Genomic DNA, 19,641 nt, shown 5'->3' on the forward strand with positions numbered 1-19,641 from the left:
TCCAGGTGTCCGCCGCTGCGGGCATGTCAACCGGCATCGCGACACGGGGGGTAAGTCTATGCAATCGAGCCGACTGGGCTGGATTCTGCTCGCGCCGACGCTGATCGTTCTGTTTTTCTTCGGCGTTCTGCCCTTCCTCTACGTGCTCTACGTGTCGTTCCATCAGTGGAACCCGTTCGCCGCAGACCCGGCCATGATCTTCAACGGCGCGGAGAATTACCGCCGGCTGGTCTTCGACGCGGCGTTTCTCGCCTCGATCGGCGTCACCGTTGCCTTCGTCTTCTTTGCCGTCCTGACCGAAGTGATCATCGGCTATTTCCTGGCCCAGGCCTTCATGACGGACTTTCCGGGCAAGGCCATCTTCCGCACCATCCACACCCTGCCGCTGATCATGGCGCCGATCATCGTCGGCTCGATCTGGAAGCTGATGACGACGCCGTCGATCGGCATCATCCCGAACCTTCTCTCGAACTGGTTCGGACTTGAGCTGAACATCGGCCACAGTGCCATCGCGGCCTTCGTGATCACCATCGTCATGGATGTCTGGCACTGGACGCCGCTCGTCACGCTGACGCTGATCGCAGCGCTGGTGTCGCTGCCGCCCGATCCGTTCGAGCAGGCGCAGATCGACGGCGCGAACAAGCGCCAGATCTTCTGGCACATCACGCTGCCGATGATCGCGCCCGCCCTCGTCGCCACCGTCTTCATTCGCCTGATGGATGCGATGCGCATCGTCGACGAGGTGCTGATGCTCACCGGCGGCGGCCCGGGGTCGGCCACGCGCTACATCGGCGTGCACATCTTCAAGGAGGTCTTCCCGCGCACGAACTACGGCTACGGGTCGGCGATCTCCGTCATCGTTCTCTACCTCACCATCGTGGTCTGCTGGCTGCTCTACACAGGGATGCTTGCGCCGCGGAATACGAAGAAGGGGTGATCCAGTGAAAAAGAAGAACCCTTGGCTCTATATCGCCTTCTGGATTTTCATCAGCTTCCTGACGCTGTTCCCGATCTACTGGCTCTTCGTCATTTCGGTGAAGCCGGCGGTCGAGCTGTTCTCGACGCCCGAGGTGATCCTGCACAAGATCTACTGGCAGAATTATATCGACGTCCTGAACGATCGCACGCTGCGCAGCTACATGGTCAACTCGCTGATCATTTCGTCGGGCAATGCCCTGCTGTGCACCACCTTCGGCTTTTTCGCCTGCTATGCGCTGTCGCGCTTCAACATGAGCGGCAAGGAAAGCATCTTCTTCTGGACGATCACGAACCGGATGGCGCCGCCGGCGGTGTTTCTGCTGCCGCTCTTCCTGCTGATGACGCAGGTCTACAAGGTGGGCGACTTCACGTTGCTGGACACGCGGACCGGAATGATCCTGGTCTACTGCACCTTCAACCTTCCGTTCGCCATCTGGACGCTCCGTCCGACCGTCGACGGAATCCCGCGTGAACTGGATGAAGCCGCCTTTGTCGACGGCGCCAGTCCGTGGAAGGTCATTACCGAGATCGTGTTCCCGCTGTGCCGGCCGGGACTGGCGGTGACGCTGATCCTGACCTGGGTCTTCGCCTGGAACGAATACCTCCTGGCCGCGACGCTGACCAATTTCAACGCCCGCACCCTGACCACCGGCCTTTCGGAATACGTGACCACCACGGGCACCGAATGGGGGATCATGGCGGCCATCTCCATCTTCACGCTGATCCCGGCCCTGATCGTCTTCGGACTGGTGCAGCGGCACATCGTGGCCGGTCTCACCTTCGGTGCGGTGAAGGGGTAACGACATGAGCAAGAAACTCGAAAACATCGAGCCCCCGATCGAGATCCTCGAAGACAACGATGCCGCCCCGATCGAAGAGGCCGGGGGCTTTCTTCCCATCGAGACCAACTGGTTCGACCGCCTGTTCATTTCGGTCGTGATCTGGGTCGCTCTTTCGCTCGCCTGGTTCCGTTTCATCGAGCCGCTGGGCCCGTCCATTTGGATCGCCAACGCCATCGCACTGGCGCTGGGCGTCCTGATCATAAGCAAAGGATGAGCGGATGAAGTCTCTCGTTCTCGAAAAGAAAGACGAACTGTCGCTGCGCGACTTCCCGGCCATCGACCGCGAGGAGGAGGTGCTGGGCCCGCGCGATGTGCGCATCAAGCTGCACACCGTCGGCATCTGCGGATCGGACGTGCACTACTACACGCACGGCCGGATCGGCCCGTTCGTCGTCAAGGAGCCGATGATCCTCGGTCACGAGGCCTCCGGGGTCGTCATCGAGACGGGCTCCGAGGTGCAGACGCTGAAGGTCGGCGACCGGGTCTGCATGGAGCCGGGCATTCCCGACCCCAACAGCAGGGCGACGCGCCTCGGGATGTACAACGTCGACCCGGCGGTTCGCTTCTGGGCGACGCCGCCCGTGCACGGAATCCTGCGGCCGACATGCGTCCACCCCGAAGCCTTCACCTTCAAGCTGCCCGACAATGTGAGCTTTGCCGAGGCCGCGATGGTCGAGCCTCTGGCCGTTGGCGTTCACGCCGCGACCAAGGCGCGGGTCAAGCCGGGCGACATCGGTGTGGTCATGGGCGCGGGGCCGATCGGCCTGGTGACGGCGCTTTCGGCGCTCGCGGCCGGCTGCGCCCGGGTCTATGTGACCGATCTGGCGGAAAAGAAGCTCGAGATCGCCGAAAGCCTCAGCCCGGCCATCACCGGGGTGAACGTCGCGAAGGAAGACGTCGCGGCGCTCGTCAAGCGCCACACGGAGGGCTGGGGCGCCGATCTGGTCTTCGAGGCGACCGGATCGCCGAAGGCCGCGGCTCAGGTGTTCGAACCGCTCGCGCCCGGCGGATGCGTCGTGATGATCGGCGGTCAGCCCGACCCGGTCAGCTACGACGCGGGCGCCGCCATGGTTCGCGAAGCGCGGGTGGAGAACATCTTCCGCTATGCGCATGTCTTCCCGCGCTGCGTGGCGATGCTGAGTTCCGGCGCGATCGACGTGAAGCCGCTCATTACCAGGACATTCGAATTCGAAGACAGCGTGCGTGCATTCGAGATCGCCGCATCGGCCCCGCCGGCTGACGTGAAGATGCAGATCGAGTTGCCGCAATAGGGGGGCATGACCGTGGCCAGTGTAAAAATAGACAATGTGATCAAGCGCTACGGCAGTGTTCAGGTCATGCATGGCGTCAGCGTTGATATCGAGGATGGCGAGTTCGTCGTCCTCGTCGGGCCTTCGGGTTGCGGCAAGTCCACGCTGCTGCGGATGCTGGCCGGGCTCGAGGAAGTCAGCGACGGCACGATCTCCATCGGCGACAGGGTCGTCAACGACGTCCTGCCGAAGGAGCGCGACATCGCCATGGTGTTCCAGTCCTATGCGCTCTATCCGCACAAGACCGTTTTCAACAACATCGGGTTCCCGCTGAAGATGGCCAAGCGGCCGGAGGCGGAGATTCGGGAAAAGGTGGAGAAGGCGGCCGGGATCCTCGACCTCACCCATCTCCTCGACCGTTTCCCCAAGCAGCTCTCGGGCGGACAGCGCCAGCGTGTTGCCATGGGCCGTGCGATCGTGCGCGATCCGCAGGTCTTCCTGTTCGACGAGCCGCTTTCGAACCTCGATGCGAAACTGCGTGTCACGATGCGCGTCGAGATTAAGGAACTGCATCAGCGGTTGAAGACGACCATCGTCTATGTGACGCACGACCAGATTGAAGCCATGACGATGGCCGACAAGATCGTCGTCATGCGCGACGGGCGCGTGGAGCAGATCGGCGCGCCGCTCGACCTCTACGACAATCCGGCCAACGTCTTCGTGGCCGGCTTCATCGGGTCGCCGTCGATGAATTTCGTCAACGGGCGGATCGTTGCGAAGGACGGCGAAATGACCTTCCTCTCGGACAGCGGTCTTTCGCTGCCCGTCCCGAATGTCGGTCTGCGCGATGGTCAGGAGGTGACCTACGGCATTCGTCCCGAGGATATCCGGATCGGGGAGGGAGGCATTCCGGTCAGCGTCGTGGTGGTGGAGCCGACAGGGTCCGAGACGCAAGTCTTCGCACGGGCAGGCAAGGATCTGATCGATGCGATCGTGAAGGAGCGGATCAGGGCGCGTCCGGCCGAGCAGATCGGCTTCATCATCGATCCCGCCAAGGTCCACCTGTTCGATCGCCAGACGACGCAGCGGCTCTGAGACGGCAGTTCGGCGCGTTATGAGCACTCCCGACATCAAGGCTGTCATTTTCGATATGGACGGCTGCCTCGTTGACAGCGAACCGCTGGCCCTTGAAGCCGTCGCCGCCGAAATGCGGGCGTCCGGCCTGCATGGGGCAACCGCCGAGGAGGTCGGCAGTCAGTATCTCGGCGTCTCCGTGAACGAGATCTGCCGGGACGTGGGCGTGCGTCTTGGAGGCGCGTATCCCGAAGGCTTCGTGGAGCGCGTGGAAGACCGCCTCTTCAGGGCATACGATGCCGGGCTCGACCGGATCGAGGGCGCGGCCGACCTTCTGGACCAGCTTGAAGACGAGGAGATCCGCTTTGCGATCGCCTCGGGCAGTTCCGTCCGGCGTCTGGCAAAGACACTGCAGGCCGCTGGTCTTTCCTCCTATTTCACCGGGCGCGGTTTCAGCGCCGATCAGGTGGCGCGCGGCAAGCCGGCGCCCGATCTCTTTCTCCTGGCAGCGGAAAGACTGGGGACCGAGCCGGCGCAATGCGCGGTGCTGGAGGATTCGCCCCATGGCATTCGGGGCGCGCTTGCGGCCGGAATGCATGCCGTCGGCTTCGTCGGCGGCAGCCACCTGAAGGGCCGCGAGGCCGCGCACGCCGAAATCCTGCGGCAGGCCGGAGCGGCCGAGGTCATCGACGATCTTTCCAAGGCTTATCGTGCTCTTGTCCGATGTCGGGCGGGAGGCTGAAAAATTTCCCTGCCACGTGGCAACTGCGAAAATCGACCTGAAAAATGATCAAGCTTTCAGACGCCACCCTCAGCCAGTTGCCCGGCAACGTGCAACGCCCCGTCTACGACCGCTCGCGGCTCACGCCCGGCATCGTGCACATTGGCCTCGGCAACTTCCACCGCGCCCACCAGTCCTGGTACCTGCACCGGCTCATGCAGCGCGGCCTGGCACAGGACTGGGCCATCGTCGGCGCGGGCGTTCGGCCCTATGACGAGGAGATGCGCCGAAAGCTCGCGGCGCAGGACTACCTGACGACGCTCATCGAACTCGATCCGAAGGGCTCCTCCGCCGAGGTGGTCGGTTCGATGATCGACTATGTCCCCGTCGAGCCGGGCAACGGGCCGCTGATCGCCCGCATGGCGGACCCGTCGATCCGTATCGTGAGCCTGACGGTCACGGAGGGCGGCTACTATATCGACCCGGTCTCCAAGGGCTTTGACGCCTGCCATCCCGATATCCGCCATGACGCCGAGCATCCCGACATGCCCCGGACGCCGTTCGGCGCCATGGTTGCCGCGTTGAAGCGGCGCCGCGCGGAGGGCACCGGGCCGTTCACCGGGCAAAGCTGCGACAACCTGCAGGGAAACGGCCACATCCTGCGCCAGACCGTGGTGTCGCTGGCGCGCCTGAGCGACCCGGATCTGGCGGACTGGATCGACGAGACCTGCAGCTTCCCCAATTCCATGGTCGACTGCATCGTTCCCGCGACGGGGCCGAAGGAAATCGCGCTGGCGAAGGAATTCGGCATCGACGACGCGGTGCCCGTGAGCCACGAGAATTTCCGCCAGTGGGTGATCGAGGATGACTTCTGCGCCGGCCGTCCCGACTGGGACGAGGTGGGCGCGACTTTCTCGGACCGGGTCCATGACTACGAGACCATGAAGATCCGCATTCTCAACGGCGGGCATCAGGTCGTCGCCAACATCGCCGAGGTCATGGGCATCGACACTGTGTCCGGGATCATGGCGCATGAGGCGATCCGCGCCGTCTTGCACAAGGTCGAGCAAGACGAGATCATCCCGCATGTCGCACCGGTCCCCGGCATGACGCCGGAGAGCTATGTCGCGTTGATCGACACCCGCTTCTCCAATCCGAAGATTGTCGACACCACGCGCCGGATCGCATTCGATGGATCGTCGCGCCATCCCGGATTCGTCATTCCGTCGATCCGCGACGGGCTTGCCAGGGGCAACCCGGTCCGCGGACTGGCATTGGTCGAGGCGGCCTGGGCGCGAATGTGCGAAGGTACGCGCGACGATGGAACTGCGATCGAGCCGAACGATCCCCACTGGGATGACCTGAACCGGACCGCGAAGGAGGCACGGCACACGCCACGCCGATGGCTCGAAATGACACAAATTTATGGTGATCTGGCAAGCTGGCCGGCCTTTGCGGATGAGTTCGAGACGTGGCTGAACGTCATCTACAGAGACGGGATGGAACCAACGCTTCGCTGCTACCTGGAAGGCGCCAAATGACGTTTCTTGGGATTGACCTCGGCACATCGGGTTTGCGCGCACTGCTTGTCGACGAGGCCGGCGTCGCGATCGGTTCGACCGAGCGTCATTACGATGTCCTGCATCCCCATCCGGGCTGGTCGGAACAGGCCCCGTCCGACTGGATTGCCGCGCTGGAAGGCGCGGTCGATGAACTGCACGCGAAATATCCGCGCTTTGCCGACCTGAAGGGCATTGGCGTCGCGGGCCAGATGCATGGCGCGACGCTCCTCGACAAGAGCGGCGACGTCCTGCGGCCGTGCATCCTGTGGAACGATACGCGGTCGCACAGGCAGGCGGCGCGCCTCGACGCCGCCGATCAGGTGCGGGCGCTGTCCGGCAACATCGTCTTTCCGGGCTTCACCGCCCCGAAGCTGGAATGGGTCCGCGAGAACGAGCCGGAGGTCTTCGACAAGGTCGCCAAGGTGCTGCTGCCGGCGGCTTATCTCAACTACTACCTGACCGGCGATTTCGTCGCCGACATGTCCGACAGCGCCGGCACGTCCTGGCTGGAGGTCGGCGGCCGCGACTGGTCGGACAGGCTCCTGGAGGCCGGTCACATGCGCCGGGACCAGATGCCCCGTCTGGTGGAGGGCGCCGAGGCGGCCGGAACGCTGCGGCCCGATCTTGCCCGCAAGTGGGGCCTTGCCGCCACGGTGACGGTCGCCGGCGGCGCGGGCGACAATGCGGCCGCGGCCTGCGGCATCGGCGCGCTGAACGAAGGCCAGGGCTTCGTGTCGCTCGGAACGTCGGGCGTGCTTCTTTCGGCGCGTGACGGCTACCGGCCCGCACCGGAAACCGCGCTGCACACCTTCTGCCACGCGATACCGGGCCGCTGGTACCAGATGGGCGTCATGCTCTCGGCGACCGACAGCATCAACTGGCTCGCGGGCATCACCGGCGAGAAGCCGGCCGGGCTGACCGCTCACCTCGGCGAGGACCTGCAGTCTCCCGGTCCCGTCCGGTTCCTGCCCTATCTCTCCGGCGAACGGACGCCCTACAACGATGCGGAAATCCGCGGCAGTTTCACCGGGCTTGCGGCAGGCATGACGCGCCAGGATCTGGCGCGCGCGGTGCTGGAAGGCGTCGCCTTCGGTTTGCGTGACAGCTTCGAGGCCCTTGTCGCCACGGATGCAAGATTGGTCGAGCTGATGGCGATCGGTGGTGGCACCGCCTCGCGCTACTGGGTGCGCCTGATCGCGACCGTGCTCGGCGTGCCGCTCGCCCTGCCCAGCAGCGGCGAATTCGGCGCGGCCCTCGGCGCGGCGCGGCTGGGGATGACGGCGGCGACGGGCGTTTCCCCGGAAAGCGTCATGCTGACCCCGCAGATCCGCGAGACCATCGATCCCGTCGAAAGCCTGCGCGGCGCGTTCGACGACGCCTACCTCGCCTTCCGCGCCGCCTATCCCGCGATCAAGGCGATCCAGTGAGATAGGGGGCGGTTGTCGTCCTGAAATACGGCCGCGAGAGGGGACGAGCAGGCTCCGGTTGGACCTGGGCTTACGGCTTTCCAAAGGCGCGGCGCGCCACTAGTCGCGCTCACCTTAGAAATGGACGAAAGGATTGGCAGGCGAAAAATAAGCAAAATTCCATTCAATGGGAAATAACAGTTCGGTGGAAATCATAACGTCTGATAAAAGATTAGTATCACTTAGAGAAGAATGCCAGAAATTTTCGGAACAAGCTGGCGACTGCTCCACTGGCTCTTTGCCGCCATGTAACCGGCTTCGCGTCCATCTCTATATGTCTAGCAATCTGTGCGCGCATGATATTTGCTGCTTGCGCGTCTGAAAATGCTCGAAGCCATTGAACGTCGCCCGCGCTGATGACGTAGTGCGACTTACAGGGCGCGTCGAAAACGCCAATGGACGGGCGAATAGTTGCATGGCCACCTTCGTCCCAAACTTGGTGACTATCAGGTACCAGAAGCGTAATGCGATGACCACAGCCGCAGGCACAAAGTAGCCCAGCGAGTTCAAACTCCTCAGTGTGGTAGACGACACCTTCTTCCAAGTGCCTGGGAATACGGTCGACCAGCAAATACCGATACTTCATGGAACAACCTGCGGCCTGTCGAATTCGAAAGACGACGTCTCGAGGATGAGGGAAGCGGCATCATCCAGACGATCATAGATGGCAAAATGCTGTTTGAACCGGACCACCGCCAATGCTGCGTTGAGAGCGTTCAATTCCGCGATCTGGCCTTGCCGCCGATATTCCCCACCGTCCGGATCGCCGCCAGGCAGGAAGACGGTTCCCTGTGTGGCTTCAAAAGCTGTCCTATCGACGCCGGTGATTCTGACGACGCCGTTCAAGCCGTCCGGTACCCTGTTAAGTCCCATGCCGCAATCTAAAAAGGGAATGCCGCTTTTACTCAACCAGTCGGCAATGAAGATGCGAGAAGGGCCATGATCTATCGTAAGGAAAACGAAATTAAAGCCTCGTAATCGCTCTATATTTGCATCAGTAACACGCTCGGGAATTGGCGTGATATTGGCGTGCCAGTTCGAAAATTGCTTAGACAACGCGTCAACCTTCAGAGAGCCAATCGCGCCGGGGATAAAACCCGGGAACCGGAAAATGGTATGCACGTGAACCTTGTCATCATCGAATAGGACAATTTCGGCAAGGTGAGTGCGGGAAATGAAGTCTAGAATATAAGAGCCGGTTCCACCGAGCCCAATAATCGCAACTTTTTTACCTTCCAGCAATCTCGACAAGTCGTTCATATGATAACGCGATGACAAAGTATCGGGATAACGCAGAGGTGTACCCTGCATTGCCGCTTTCACCTCGATGCCGCGAAACGGGGTTGTGTCAGGAAATGCAGCTAAAGCGGGGCCGGTGATAACGTCGAGATATGTCGATACTTTCTCTTCGAATGAGCGGTACGGGCGCTTCTGACCCTTTTCATCGTACAACTTGAAAGAAAATGAATAGTCGGTCTGAAAATCCTCGGTAACTTTGACTTTTTCTGCTCCGCCACCAAGGCGAAGTTGCCTGCCGCTCTGATCGTGAGGTCGACTCCCGCGGAACCACGCTTGGTGATTTTTCGGTGAATCGAGAACGCCATCGGCCGAAAGATCAACTGGGCTAGCCCAGTCGCCGTACGCCAACTCCAGACAATCGTTCAAGTAGGGCAGGCCATAGATGACGAAGTAACCGCCGATGAAATCGACAAGATAGCCTTGCTCTTCAAGGTCCCGAACAAACGGATTACGACTCGCCAGTGCCTGAAACTCTGAACCGCATTCCATCTTTCACCTTCACTTCGTTGCCGGGCGCCAGCGTCCCACTCACGTTGTCCGAGTGACCGCGCGAATATTTGATGAGATACTCGGTGGATCCTGCGCCGCCGTCGGATAAATATAGAGCGACGACCTCGTCATACGAGATTTTTTCCTTAGGCACCTCATGATCATCTTGATTGACCGTAATTGTGACAGTCTTAATAGGTCTTGCTGTCATAATTTGCTTGCCTCATTGCTAGTGAAGAGTTCTTGACTCAACCCTTTGGGGGGAAGGGGTCGCTGCCGTAACTCCACGCTTCGCGGAAGCGGGCATCGCGGCCCTGAATACGCAACTCAGTTCTCTGATTGCGCGCGATCTCACGGCCAAAGTCGATGGCCTCGCGCTGCGTTTCGAATGTACGTGTAAGGCGTTCACTCGCTTCACCGCGAACACCCCAAGTCTTGCCGTTTCGAACGACATACTGGTTCTTTCTGGTCATTTAACTTCCCCTTGCCAGACTGCCCGTCATCGCATCGGTGAATTGCGAAGCAGATCAATAATTGCTAGATTGCAACTATCTAAAAATACCCGATTCGGGAAAAATTGCAAGATTGCAATAGAGGGTCATATGTCGAATTTTTTTGATGCGGAAGGTTTCTATGCAGCGCTTGATGCGCATCGAAATTCACTAGGCATCACATGGAAGAAAGTAGCGGAAAGAACAGGCGTTTCCCCTTCCACTCTAACGCGAATGGGGCAGGGAAAGAGACCTGATGTCGATAGCCTTGCAGCACTGGCCTCTTGGTCGGGAATCGACGTAAAGACATTTTATCTTCGAGAAGGAGAAATGCCTCCAAGAGCGGAAACACTTGCCGAAATAACGGCGCTTTTGCGCGCAGATAGAGAACTCGGCAAGGAAGGATCGGCTATGATGGAACGAATGATCATCTCCCTTTATGAAGAGATGAGGAAGCGCCGTGACCAAAAAATTTAGACACGGATTCAAATCGGAGTCAGAGTACTATGCGTTAACCTTTCGGGATGAGATGTCTCTCGCTCCTTATGCGCCATTGGATGCCAAGGCACTCGCAAAAAACTTGGAAATTCCTGTGATTCCGCTTTCCACTCACAGCGGCGTCCCGCAAGAAATCAAAACGTTTTGGCGAACAAATGGAAAGGACACGTTCTCGGGAGTGACTATAAACGACGGGGCATACAAAGAAATTATCTACAACGATTTTCATCATCCGAGGCGGCAGAATTCAGACATCGCCCATGAACTCGCGCACATTGTTCTCGGCCATCCGCTGACAGCACCCATTAAAGCCAATGGCGAGCGAGATTATGATCCAACCATTGAAGAGGAAGCAAAGTGGCTAGGTGCTGCAATTCTGCTACCAAAGAAGGCTTTGATTTACATAATTCTCAACGCATTGCCGATTGAGACTGTTCAGACGGAATACAATGTAAGCGAAAGTTTGTTTCAGTTTCGGGTGCAAGTCACCGACGCATATCGGGCAGCGAAGAACATTCGGAGGAAGTATGGGAGCGCTGCCGAATAATGTCCGCTGCGTCTGGAGGCATTGCGTTTTTTAACCCGCAGGGCACCATCCATAAATGTGAATCAGATATTCGTTGACCCATTGCTGACTAACCTCACAGCACACGGACGTCAGAATTCCGCAGTCCAGATCGCCCTATTGCATTTAAATGCAGTTTCTAAAATCCCGAATAACACCGGCGCCGGACGAACGAAATTCGCGCAAAACGTACGCGTCACCCGAGCCAATAATTTCTTTGAAGAAAAAGTGGTGCCCAGGGGCGGAATCGAACGTCTAATATAAACTATTGAAATATCATTTAATTTTAGATGTGTCGGCGTTCCGTACCGTCACCCGTACCGTCATCACAGATCGACGGATCGTTTTGCGCTACCAAAGCCAGACATCATTGGGGCCTCGGCCTCATCGAGTTTCGCAAACGAACGGATAATCCTCAGCGGGGTCTGCCCCGCACAGAGCATGCCGACGCTATTGCGTGCGAGTGAAAAGACAAGGCTGTCATCAATGACCCTGGAGATGTCCCTCAACTCATCGATCTCCAGCAGGTAAAATTCATAGATCGTTGGAACTGTCGTCGGTACGACCAGGACGATATCCTTGGCATTCTCATTGACCGCCAGCTCGAACCCTAACGCATCACTAGCCAGTAGGACCGTCAACGGTCGATGTTTCAGGTTGATGATAGCTTCCAGATTGTGAGAAGAGCCTTGCGAGGCATTTGCGATCGTCCCGCCTGCAAGCTGAATATGAGCCGCTACCAGCGTCACCGCCCCATCCGAAGCAATTGCGCCACGATGCCCCGTAGAAGCAGATGGGTTGCCCGGTGTTCGGCCGGTCAGCAACCACATCTCATCAGCCTCCAGGACCTCGGCGATTTTTGGAACGACCTCCTGACGGGGAAAGGCTTCACCTGCGAACCATTTGCGAACGCCTTCCGCAGTGACCTTGATCCCGAACTTGGCGTCCAGTTGCTCTCGCAGCCACTTCTGCTGACCTCGCCCCTGCGGCGCCCTTAAATTTCTCGCGATCGACTTTCTCAGGCGGACGGAGAAGTCCTCGTTCTTCGGTGCCTTGGGGATTTCGGTTATCATCTTTTAACCCTGAGTCAACTTTATGTTGACATGTATGGGTCAATCCGTATGGACTGTCAACCGTCGGTCAACCTGATTCGTACGGCATCCATAATTTCATCCTGGTTGACACCTTTTTGTTGAAGTTTTTCGTACTGAATTTCGTCCATTGTGCCTTTCGCCATAATGACGTGGATGAACACCGAGTGATTGAGTTGCCCCGGTCGCGCCAGACGGCGATTGAACTGATCCCAAAGTTCGAGTGACCATGTGAGGCCAAACCAGACCTGGATATGACCGCCATGCTGCAGGTTGAGGCCATGTGCCATCGACGCAGGATGCGCTGCGCCGAGCTGGATCTTGCCGGCGTTCCATTTCTTGACGAAATTTTTATCCTCGTCGAAAAAGACGACCTTGGGGAACTTCTTCCTGATCCTCTCGCGATCGAACTGAAAGCTGTAGGCAAGAAGAATGTTCTGGCCGGCCGCTTCCTCGACGATACTCTCAAGGGCTCTCAGTTTTGCATCGTGAACGGGGATCGTTTCCCTGATCGGCGGGTAGATCCTTTCGTCTGTTCTATAGAGACCCCCGTTCGCAAATTGGAGGAGTTTGTTTGTCAGCACACCCTTGGTGACCGCCTCGACATCATAGGCCTCGGCAACCAGTGTCCTTTCGAACGCCTTATATTGCTGCATGTGCTTTGGAGCGAGACGCACATATATCGGGTTGAAGACTTGCGGAGGCAGGTCGATATAGTCTTCCGCCCGCAGAGCGATCATCACGTCCTTGATTCTGGACATGACCTCGTCTTTGGCGCCGGGTTTCGGCGTGACCTTATGGCTGAACTCGTTGGTGTCGAAAAACCGTCGATGGAATGCCGCCTTTGACGGCCCCAGGCGCTCGCCTTTGTCGAGGATATAAATCGGTCCGCCGAGGTCGATAATGCCGTTGGGCGAGGGCGTGCCGGAAAGCTCGACAACTCGCTCACAGTGTTTGCGGCCTCTTGCAACAACGCCAAATTCGGTCAGTGTTGGCTTGCGCTTGACGACAGCTCCGGTCTTCGGATCCTTGCGTTTGCCCGGTGTTCGATGCACAAACCCCTTCAGGCGGCTAGCCTCATCGTAGATCAGGATTTTCCAACGCCAGCCCCTGTCCTGCCCGATCGTCTCCCAAAGCCACGGCAGGTTCTCACGGTTGATGATCGTGAATTCCGCATCGCGTTTCAGGGCGGCCAGGCGCTGCGCTTCCGACCCGCAGACGACTGTGAATGTTGCATCGGCAAGGTGTTCCCACTCAGCCAATTCAGTCGGCCACGTCTCTTCCGCAACCGTCAACGGGGCAATGATGATGGTGCGCCACGTCAGTCGCTTCTTCATCAGTCTGCGCGCACCGGTCAACGCCGCGGCCGTCTTGCCGAGGCTCATCTCGGCGGCGCCTAGGAGATACGGCATTGTGACGATGCGGTCGGCGAGATAGCGCTGATAGGAGCGGAGCATGCTTTCCGGTCGGAGCCCCGAAGCCGGTGGTGCGATCCCTAGTAGTTGTTCAAGGAAAGCGGAAAGCGGAGTCTCGACAGAGGGGGTCTCCGATACCTGCAGAACCGTGGAAAGGAGGCTCGCAAGAGGGCTGTCATCAATCGAACAGAGCACAGCCATCCTCGTAGTTGTCGATCACATGGACATCGAGGCCGTATTCACGCAGCAACTTGATTTGGCGCATCTGCTGTTCATTCGGCTCTTTGCCAAAGTCCTTGAACTCGATAACGATGGGGCGGCGCTTGCGCTTGAAGAACCAACTGTCCGGGCACCCGTTTCGCCCGATGAACTGCACGCGACGAGCCAGCCAGCCCTTTGACTTGGCGTAGGCCGTAACCGGGTTCTGGACGTGCGGGATTTCCGCCATCAATCACCTTTTGGTTGATTTTCAAGACATAGTGAGAGCAGGATCTGAAGGGGACTCACAAGCTCGTGCGTCGAGGCATGCTTCGATGAACGTGATCGCCTGCTCTGCAACGATCGCATTGCCATAACCCCGCAATAGTCCCACACGGGCGGGAGCCCCATGAGCCAACGGGGATGAGCCGGGTTCAACTGGCCGCCATCGTCCATCCCGGCAGAAGATCCAGTCAGCATCTCGCCACTGGCCGTTAACCGGGCCGGGCCGTCTGTCGTTCTCCATTGCAGCAGTTGTTGCGGTCCCATTTCGTCTTTTCTGTCCCCACCCCGACTCCTGAATTTGTCTGTTGTTGGCGTCTGCCAGCCTGCCAACGTTGCCACGCGCGGCAACTGGTCCAACCGCGAGCGTGTCGACCCGTCCGGGTTCACGGCTGTTGTCGCCATGCCGGCTGTGTCCTTCCAGTCCCTCGCCGAGGCTGTCGGCCAACCTGCCAATGGAACCGTTTCCGAAAGACCCATCATTCCCGGTCTTGGGCTCACCGCACCCTGTTTGATCGCATCCGTGCTTGTGCACGTCGGCCACCCGGCCAAGTGCGTCGCCTGTGCCGTCAATGTGTCCGCCACCCCTCGGCCATGGCGCATGCCCGCGCTCTCTGCGTCCTCCGCTTTCGGTGTTGCCCATCCTTTGCGAAACCCAGTAGAGCCGCTGGCGGATGTGCGGGGCGCCGACCCCCGCAGCGCAAAAATCGGCGGCCCCAACGGCATATCGTGCTGCCCATAGGTCAGCTTGTACAACGTTGAGCCAATACCTTCCGTCCTCGCTCGCAACCTGTTCCCCAAAGACGACTGGAGGTTTCCGCTCTCGGATAAGCCGTGAAAACTCAGGCCAAAGGTGTCGGCCGTCGGCATGGCGATCACATCCGCAATCGAGGCAGATGAAATGTCCGGTTTTGCGAGGGTGGCACAGATTACGTTTGCCACCACACGATGGGCATCGTTGTTTCTTGCCGGCCAACGAGAACGGCGGGCAGGGACATGACCCTGTCCAGACAGGGCGGTCGTCAGGCCACCCTGCGCATCGGAGGGCGTAGCTCCAGACGCCGACCCCGGCGAAGAAATGACACTGAGTAAATCCGTCCAGATCGTCCGGGCCAACATCCTCGATACTCCGCTCATCGACTTCGCCATCGGCGATGATACCGGCCCTGATCAGTTCCCTCAGCCAGGCTGCCGTCTTCGTGTCGTTCTCGTTGTAGTAGGCAAAACTCATGTCTTAGCCCAATCAGGCCAGACATCTTCCGCAGCGCCGCCCGCAGCAACGAAGCCTCTGGCATACTGAAGCGCGGCGTCTGGATAGAGTGTGCCGCCGCAGCGCTCGCAAATGACTTTCTCGCGTGAAAGCGTGCCCAGATACGGCGACGAGATCCGATGAGCGTAACAGGACTCGAGACGTGCCACGTTTTGGCGCGCCTCCTCGATCTGCTCCATCAACTCGGCCTTGCTGATCGTCATTCTGAAATCAGGCATCGCTCACGCCTTCCATCTTCGCCTCAAACTCGACCAGCTGATCGAGGAGGGTTCCCATGATACCGTGAGGCTCACCCCCTTCACCGCGCGTCATGGCCGGGGCAATGTCAGCCAGTCTGGTGCCGTTCTGAAGGGCGAAAGACAGGAGGATCGCAGCATCCCGGACATTGATGTCCTGGTCAGTTGAAGGCTTGTGTCTGCCTTTCAGGATGAAGTTGACGAAGACCTCGCCAACCCTGCCATCCTCATATGTGCCAACAGTGGCCCGAAATTCCGAGCCTTTGCCTTCCGGGTTCGTGTGAACGAAATCGAAGGTCTCGGCATATCGGCGATTGCTCAGTCGTTCCCGCATTTCGACACCACCAGTTGTTAAGTCACTATTTTGTTGATTATATTGATGCGGCTGCGCCAACACCACCGCTTAATATCTGCGATAGAAACGCTTCCAAAGGGCAGTGATCTGGCGCGACCTTGGAAAGAAACTGCGACAGGAACGCCTCAAGAGGAGGCACGATGTAGCCGATTTCGGCAAGCATCGCGTATGCCTCGTCAATGTAGCGCTGGCGATCCAGATCATGAGGAACCGCGAAGTCCCGAGGCATTCGCATCAGAGGTGTCGAGCCATCTGACTTTGAGACCTTGTTGCGGTTGCCTGTCTTCGCGTGCGGCTTTCCGCGCATGATCGGTGCGCCGTCGGTCGACCAGTAAAAGCGAACTGTCTTGCCGAGATATTCACCCTTCCAGTCGGCGCCACCCTTCGCTTTTATGACGGTCACAAAACCCCGAACATCGTTATAGGAGTTGACGAAACTCTCGATCGACTGCCCCTTGGTCAGGAACGCCAAGACGGCGTCGCCACAGACGGTCATCTTGGGGTTCTTTTTCAACTGCTCGCGGATGCTGTAATCCGGGGAGGACGGATCCCAATGGTTCGCGATTGCGCCTTTCCGCTTTGCCTTCCCATCCGGCTTGATCGCCACATAGTAGTTCACATCGCGGTTATAGATCGCTGCGTACTCCGCGCCTTCAAGGACGAAGCTGGTGCGCTGCTCCCACCATTCGATGATGTCCTTGAGGACGCCTCCGGCCGGCCGGTCTTTCCGCATGCCCTGATAGATCGAACGGGGCACCTTCATGACAATGCCGTCGGTATTCGCCGACACCACTCGAATGCCGTGCTTCTCGGCCCGCTCGATCAGCATCAGCAAAGTGAGCTGCCCGGTCAACGTGGTCGCGATCATCAGATGCGGCGCATATAGGATGCTGTAGCGACTGCCGAGCTTGCCATACGGGCCGTTGAGACCGACTTTCAGACCGTCTGAGCGCTGCTTGTGATAGAGTTCGAGTTCGCGGTCACCCCTGTCTCGCGCAGCATTCGAACGCCCCTTTTCGGCCATGCGCTCGTCTTTGATCCCGCCATAGACCTTCTGGAATTTCGGGCCGACGGCCCTCGGATATAGACCGAGTTTCAGGATGATCGACGGGTACTGCGATCCCACGTCGACATCGACAAGTTGGCCTTCGGCATCCGAGAACTCAGCGCGGCACTTCTCCTGTGAGTGCAGGCCGCCAATGCCGAGTTTGTAGGTCGCCCCGCCGATGGCGATCTTGAATTTCTTGAACTCCTCCGGAAACTTGACCGAACCCGTCGCTGTGACCTGGATATCGGTATTCCGGATTACGTTTAGGACATCGCGAAGAAGGGGTGTTTCAAACGCGATGAAGTCGGGAACCTGATAGCGGAAGGTGTAGGCGCCGCGGAACTCGGCTTTCTGAATTCGGCTGCCGGTGATGCGCTCGACACCGGTCTTGATCATGCGCTCGCCAGTTTGCGCGTCGGAAAGCGACCGAGCGTCGAAGCCATAGAGTTCCCCGATAGATTCCCGGAGTTCCAGCATTTCCTTGCATGCATGAAAGAGCGCCAGGGTCGCGGGACAGTCCGAATTCAGGCAGTAGTCGGAAAGCTTGTCCATTTGATCGTGCGTGAGAACGGTCTCAGGCGCGTATGGGAGATCCTGAAGGCGTTCGGAATGGAGACGCCCGGCAAGCGTCTTGAGGCTCGCGCTTCCGGACGCGAACTGGTTTGAATCCAGTTCGTCTTCATCCCCCTCCGCTGTCTTCGAACCAACCGAGGGATTGGTGTCGAAAAGGTCGATATGATCGACATACGGCGGGACGATAATCCCGTAGTCGCGCTCGCAGTCCCACGGCTTCAACCGCTTCTTGATAATCGCGTCAGACAGTGCCTTAAGCTGTGTGTTCGTCGCTCCGGATATGGCATATAGCAGCATCATCATGTCATAGTCGCGGCTATTGAAGCCGACGAACGTGTATTTACGAAGAAGTTTCCGAACCCTCTGCGGATTAAAATCCGCTCTGTCACTACGTTCGTATGACGCGGTCTGACCGTCTTCTCGAAGAATGCCCACATAAAAGTAGTTTTCGTAGCATTCTATGTCGAATACTGCGATCGGTCTTTCTGTCTTAAAGCGTTCTGTTCTCGGCGCCATCGTCAGATGTCGTAACGGTCTGCGTGCCGCGGGTTGGACGAACCGATGAGAAGCTGCCAGATTTCCGAGACCCACTGCGCCTGATGGAGCGCGTCAGCCAGCGCATTGTGCTTGGTGCCCGTGAAATCCGGAACCCGATAGCCCTTTGACTCGCCAAGTTCACGAATCGTGCGGCAGTCGCGCACCAACCAGAAATTCCACGGTATTGGGGCATTAGGGCCGAGCACACGATAATAGGCGTGCTCAAGGATCGTGATGTCGAAATGTGGGCCATTGCCCCAGATCGGGGCCTCCCGATCCAACGACAGGAACGCACTAAGCTTCCCGAGCACCTGCTCAAGCGGCAGCTTACCGGCAACAGCGTCATGGCGCGCGGCGTCGCTTTGTTTCATCCACCATGCCAGGGTGCGCCCCTCGATAAGCCCGTAGCGAAGCGCGCTATCCAGATCGACGGTCTCGTAGAACTCTTTCCTGAGTTCACCTGTTGAAGGGCGGAAGAAGCAGGCACCGACGGCAATAACCGGTGCGTTGAACCGCGTTCCCAACGTCTCGATATCAAGCATGCAATGAACGTCACCCATCACCGCCTCCAGTGCTGGCGTTGAAACGGCGGGTTAGACCCGCCGTTGTCACTTTTTGGTTGAATATCGGCGCAGCTCAGATGTCGTCGAACGACCTGCGGCGACGCGGGCGGTCGTCTTCGTCATCGTCGGCAGGCTTGCGGCGACGCGGGCGCTCGTCTTCGTCATCGTCGATCGAGGACGCGGTTCGACGGCGCGCCGGCTTCCGGTCGAGGTCGTCATCCTCCTCGTCCTCGTCGCCGTAGTCCTCGAATTCGCTGTCGTCGATGCCGCCGCCCGTGAACTCCTCGTCGCGCTTGTAATACTGGATACCGTCGATCGTCGCGAAAATTCCGTTGCCGCCCTTGTCCTTGTCGGTAATCGCATAGAAATGAAAATAGGCGATTGCCCAGAACCCGGAAACGAAAAGCTCTTCTGCCTCGTCGGCATCGATTTCTTCGCCCTTCCGGTTGCGCAACTTGACCTTCTTGTCACTGTTGAGCTTCAGATACCAGGTGTCCTCGTAATGTTCGCGAACATCACCGTCGGGGGTCAGGTTGTCGTCGCCGTCGAAGATGGGAAGTCGCTTCGAGTCGAAGGCCTTCAGCAGTCTTTCGGGGTCTTTGCCCGGCCAGCGCTCAGAAATGATGGCATCAACTGCTTCGTCGACGACGGCCTTATTCTGGCGACCTTCCTTGGTCTTCTTCATGATCAGACCATTGGTCCGATACATGAGTTTGCCGCCCGCCGTCGAAGGCGTCTTCTTCAGGATCTTGCAGTAGGAAAGGCGAACCAGGCATTTGACAGTGCCGGTGTCGGGATTGAATGAGGGTTTGAAGCCCATCTCAGTTCTCCGGATGAT

22 protein-coding genes are annotated in these 19,641 nt (G+C 58.7%); 10 read left to right on the forward strand and 12 right to left on the reverse strand.

The genetic code is table 11. The annotated features are described in order from the left end of the window. Positions 1 to 58 precede the first annotated feature (58 nt). Genes HDIA_RS03440 through xylB form a run of 8 tightly spaced genes read left to right on the forward strand, consistent with a single transcriptional unit; the run spans position 59 to position 7,854 of the window. Positions 59 to 937, forward strand: coding sequence for a carbohydrate ABC transporter permease (locus HDIA_RS03440; RefSeq protein ID WP_099554373.1), 879 nt, complete (start codon positions 59 to 61; stop codon positions 935 to 937). 4 nt (positions 938 to 941) lie between these two features. Then, complete coding sequence (locus HDIA_RS03445; RefSeq protein ID WP_099554375.1) at positions 942 to 1,778, forward strand: carbohydrate ABC transporter permease; 837 nt, start codon at positions 942 to 944, stop codon at positions 1,776 to 1,778. Between the two features lie 4 nt (positions 1,779 to 1,782). Next, on the forward strand, positions 1,783 to 2,034 hold the full coding sequence (locus HDIA_RS03450) for a DUF2160 family membrane protein (protein ID WP_099554377.1): 252 nt from the start codon (positions 1,783 to 1,785) through the stop codon (positions 2,032 to 2,034). 4 nt (positions 2,035 to 2,038) lie between these two features. Further along, positions 2,039 to 3,091 (forward strand): NAD(P)-dependent alcohol dehydrogenase, encoded by a 1,053-nt coding sequence (locus HDIA_RS03455; RefSeq protein ID WP_099554379.1) that lies wholly within the window; start codon positions 2,039 to 2,041, stop codon positions 3,089 to 3,091. A 6-nt stretch (positions 3,092 to 3,097) separates the two neighbouring features. Continuing rightward, a complete protein-coding gene (locus HDIA_RS03460; protein ID WP_425432923.1) occupies positions 3,098 to 4,165 on the forward strand; it encodes an ABC transporter ATP-binding protein in 1,068 nt (355 codons plus the stop codon). A 19-nt stretch (positions 4,166 to 4,184) separates the two neighbouring features. Beyond that, the gene (locus HDIA_RS03465) at positions 4,185 to 4,886 is read left to right on the forward strand and encodes an HAD family hydrolase (RefSeq protein WP_099554381.1); all 702 of its coding nucleotides are present in this window, start codon (positions 4,185 to 4,187) and stop codon (positions 4,884 to 4,886) included. A gap of 44 nt (positions 4,887 to 4,930) precedes the next feature. After that, on the forward strand, positions 4,931 to 6,406 hold the full coding sequence (locus HDIA_RS03470; protein ID WP_099554383.1) for a mannitol dehydrogenase family protein: 1,476 nt from the start codon (positions 4,931 to 4,933) through the stop codon (positions 6,404 to 6,406). After that, positions 6,403 to 7,854, forward strand: a complete 1,452-nt coding sequence (xylB, locus tag HDIA_RS03475; RefSeq protein WP_099554385.1) for a xylulokinase — start codon at positions 6,403 to 6,405, stop codon at positions 7,852 to 7,854. The genes HDIA_RS03470 and xylB overlap by 4 nt, the downstream gene beginning before the upstream one ends. Positions 7,855 to 8,071: 217 nt before the next feature. On the opposite strand, the gene HDIA_RS25100 is transcribed toward xylB, so the two are convergent. From HDIA_RS25100 to HDIA_RS03490, 4 genes are read right to left on the reverse strand one after another with little or no spacing between them, the layout of a single operon-like run. After that, positions 8,072 to 8,479, reverse strand: a complete 408-nt coding sequence (locus tag HDIA_RS25100) for a ubiquitination-like system serine protease family protein (protein WP_157775204.1) — start codon at positions 8,477 to 8,479, stop codon at positions 8,072 to 8,074. Further along, positions 8,476 to 9,681 (reverse strand): ThiF family adenylyltransferase, encoded by a 1,206-nt coding sequence (locus HDIA_RS03480; RefSeq protein ID WP_099554387.1) that lies wholly within the window; start codon positions 9,679 to 9,681, stop codon positions 8,476 to 8,478. The genes HDIA_RS25100 and HDIA_RS03480 overlap by 4 nt, the downstream gene beginning before the upstream one ends. Continuing rightward, complete coding sequence (locus HDIA_RS03485) at positions 9,641 to 9,892, reverse strand: multiubiquitin domain-containing protein (RefSeq protein ID WP_099554389.1); 252 nt, start codon at positions 9,890 to 9,892, stop codon at positions 9,641 to 9,643. The genes HDIA_RS03480 and HDIA_RS03485 overlap by 41 nt, the downstream gene beginning before the upstream one ends. Positions 9,893 to 9,929: 37 nt before the next feature. Next, a complete protein-coding gene (locus tag HDIA_RS03490; RefSeq protein ID WP_099554391.1) occupies positions 9,930 to 10,154 on the reverse strand; it encodes a DUF2188 domain-containing protein in 225 nt (74 codons plus the stop codon). Positions 10,155 to 10,283: 129 nt separating this feature from the next. On the opposite strand from HDIA_RS03490, the gene HDIA_RS03495 reads away from it, so the two are divergent. Both HDIA_RS03495 and HDIA_RS03500 read left to right on the forward strand, forming a co-directional pair. Beyond that, a complete protein-coding gene (locus HDIA_RS03495) occupies positions 10,284 to 10,649 on the forward strand; it encodes a helix-turn-helix domain-containing protein (RefSeq protein ID WP_099554393.1) in 366 nt (121 codons plus the stop codon). Then, complete coding sequence (locus tag HDIA_RS03500) at positions 10,633 to 11,217, forward strand: ImmA/IrrE family metallo-endopeptidase (RefSeq protein ID WP_157775208.1); 585 nt, start codon at positions 10,633 to 10,635, stop codon at positions 11,215 to 11,217. Before HDIA_RS03495 ends, HDIA_RS03500 begins: the two co-directional genes overlap by 17 nt. Before the next feature lie 344 nt (positions 11,218 to 11,561). On the opposite strand, the gene HDIA_RS03505 is transcribed toward HDIA_RS03500, so the two are convergent. The 8 genes from HDIA_RS03505 to HDIA_RS03545 all read right to left on the reverse strand — a co-directional run bounded on the left by HDIA_RS03505 (position 11,562) and on the right by HDIA_RS03545 (position 19,623). Further along, complete coding sequence (locus HDIA_RS03505) at positions 11,562 to 12,308, reverse strand: hypothetical protein (RefSeq protein ID WP_099554397.1); 747 nt, start codon at positions 12,306 to 12,308, stop codon at positions 11,562 to 11,564. A gap of 56 nt (positions 12,309 to 12,364) precedes the next feature. Further along, positions 12,365 to 13,783 carry an SNF2-related protein gene (locus tag HDIA_RS03510; RefSeq protein ID WP_099554399.1) on the reverse strand — a complete coding sequence of 473 codons (1,419 nt, stop codon included), beginning with the start codon at positions 13,781 to 13,783 and terminating at the stop codon, positions 12,365 to 12,367. 136 nt (positions 13,784 to 13,919) lie between these two features. Beyond that, complete coding sequence (locus HDIA_RS03515; RefSeq protein ID WP_099554401.1) at positions 13,920 to 14,189, reverse strand: PDDEXK family nuclease; 270 nt, start codon at positions 14,187 to 14,189, stop codon at positions 13,920 to 13,922. A 1,259-nt stretch (positions 14,190 to 15,448) separates the two neighbouring features. Then, positions 15,449 to 15,709 (reverse strand): hypothetical protein, encoded by a 261-nt coding sequence (locus HDIA_RS03525; RefSeq protein ID WP_099554405.1) that lies wholly within the window; start codon positions 15,707 to 15,709, stop codon positions 15,449 to 15,451. Beyond that, entirely contained in the window at positions 15,702 to 16,121 is a 420-nt protein-coding gene (locus HDIA_RS03530) for a hypothetical protein (RefSeq protein WP_157775211.1), read from the reverse strand. Before HDIA_RS03530 ends, HDIA_RS03525 begins: the two co-directional genes overlap by 8 nt. Continuing rightward, on the reverse strand, positions 16,099 to 18,219 hold the full coding sequence (locus HDIA_RS03535) for a hypothetical protein (protein WP_157775214.1): 2,121 nt from the start codon (positions 18,217 to 18,219) through the stop codon (positions 16,099 to 16,101). Before HDIA_RS03535 ends, HDIA_RS03530 begins: the two co-directional genes overlap by 23 nt. A gap of 2 nt (positions 18,220 to 18,221) precedes the next feature. Next, positions 18,222 to 18,800 carry a 3'-5' exonuclease gene (locus tag HDIA_RS03540; RefSeq protein WP_099554411.1) on the reverse strand — a complete coding sequence of 193 codons (579 nt, stop codon included), beginning with the start codon at positions 18,798 to 18,800 and terminating at the stop codon, positions 18,222 to 18,224. 76 nt (positions 18,801 to 18,876) lie between these two features. Then, positions 18,877 to 19,623, reverse strand: coding sequence for an ssDNA-binding protein (locus tag HDIA_RS03545; RefSeq protein WP_099554413.1), 747 nt, complete (start codon positions 19,621 to 19,623; stop codon positions 18,877 to 18,879). Between the last annotated feature and the right edge of the window lie 18 nt (positions 19,624 to 19,641).

The sequence above is a fragment of the Hartmannibacter diazotrophicus genome (genome assembly GCF_900231165.1).
In the GTDB taxonomy this organism is placed as follows: Bacteria; Pseudomonadota; Alphaproteobacteria; order Rhizobiales; family Pleomorphomonadaceae; genus Hartmannibacter; species Hartmannibacter diazotrophicus.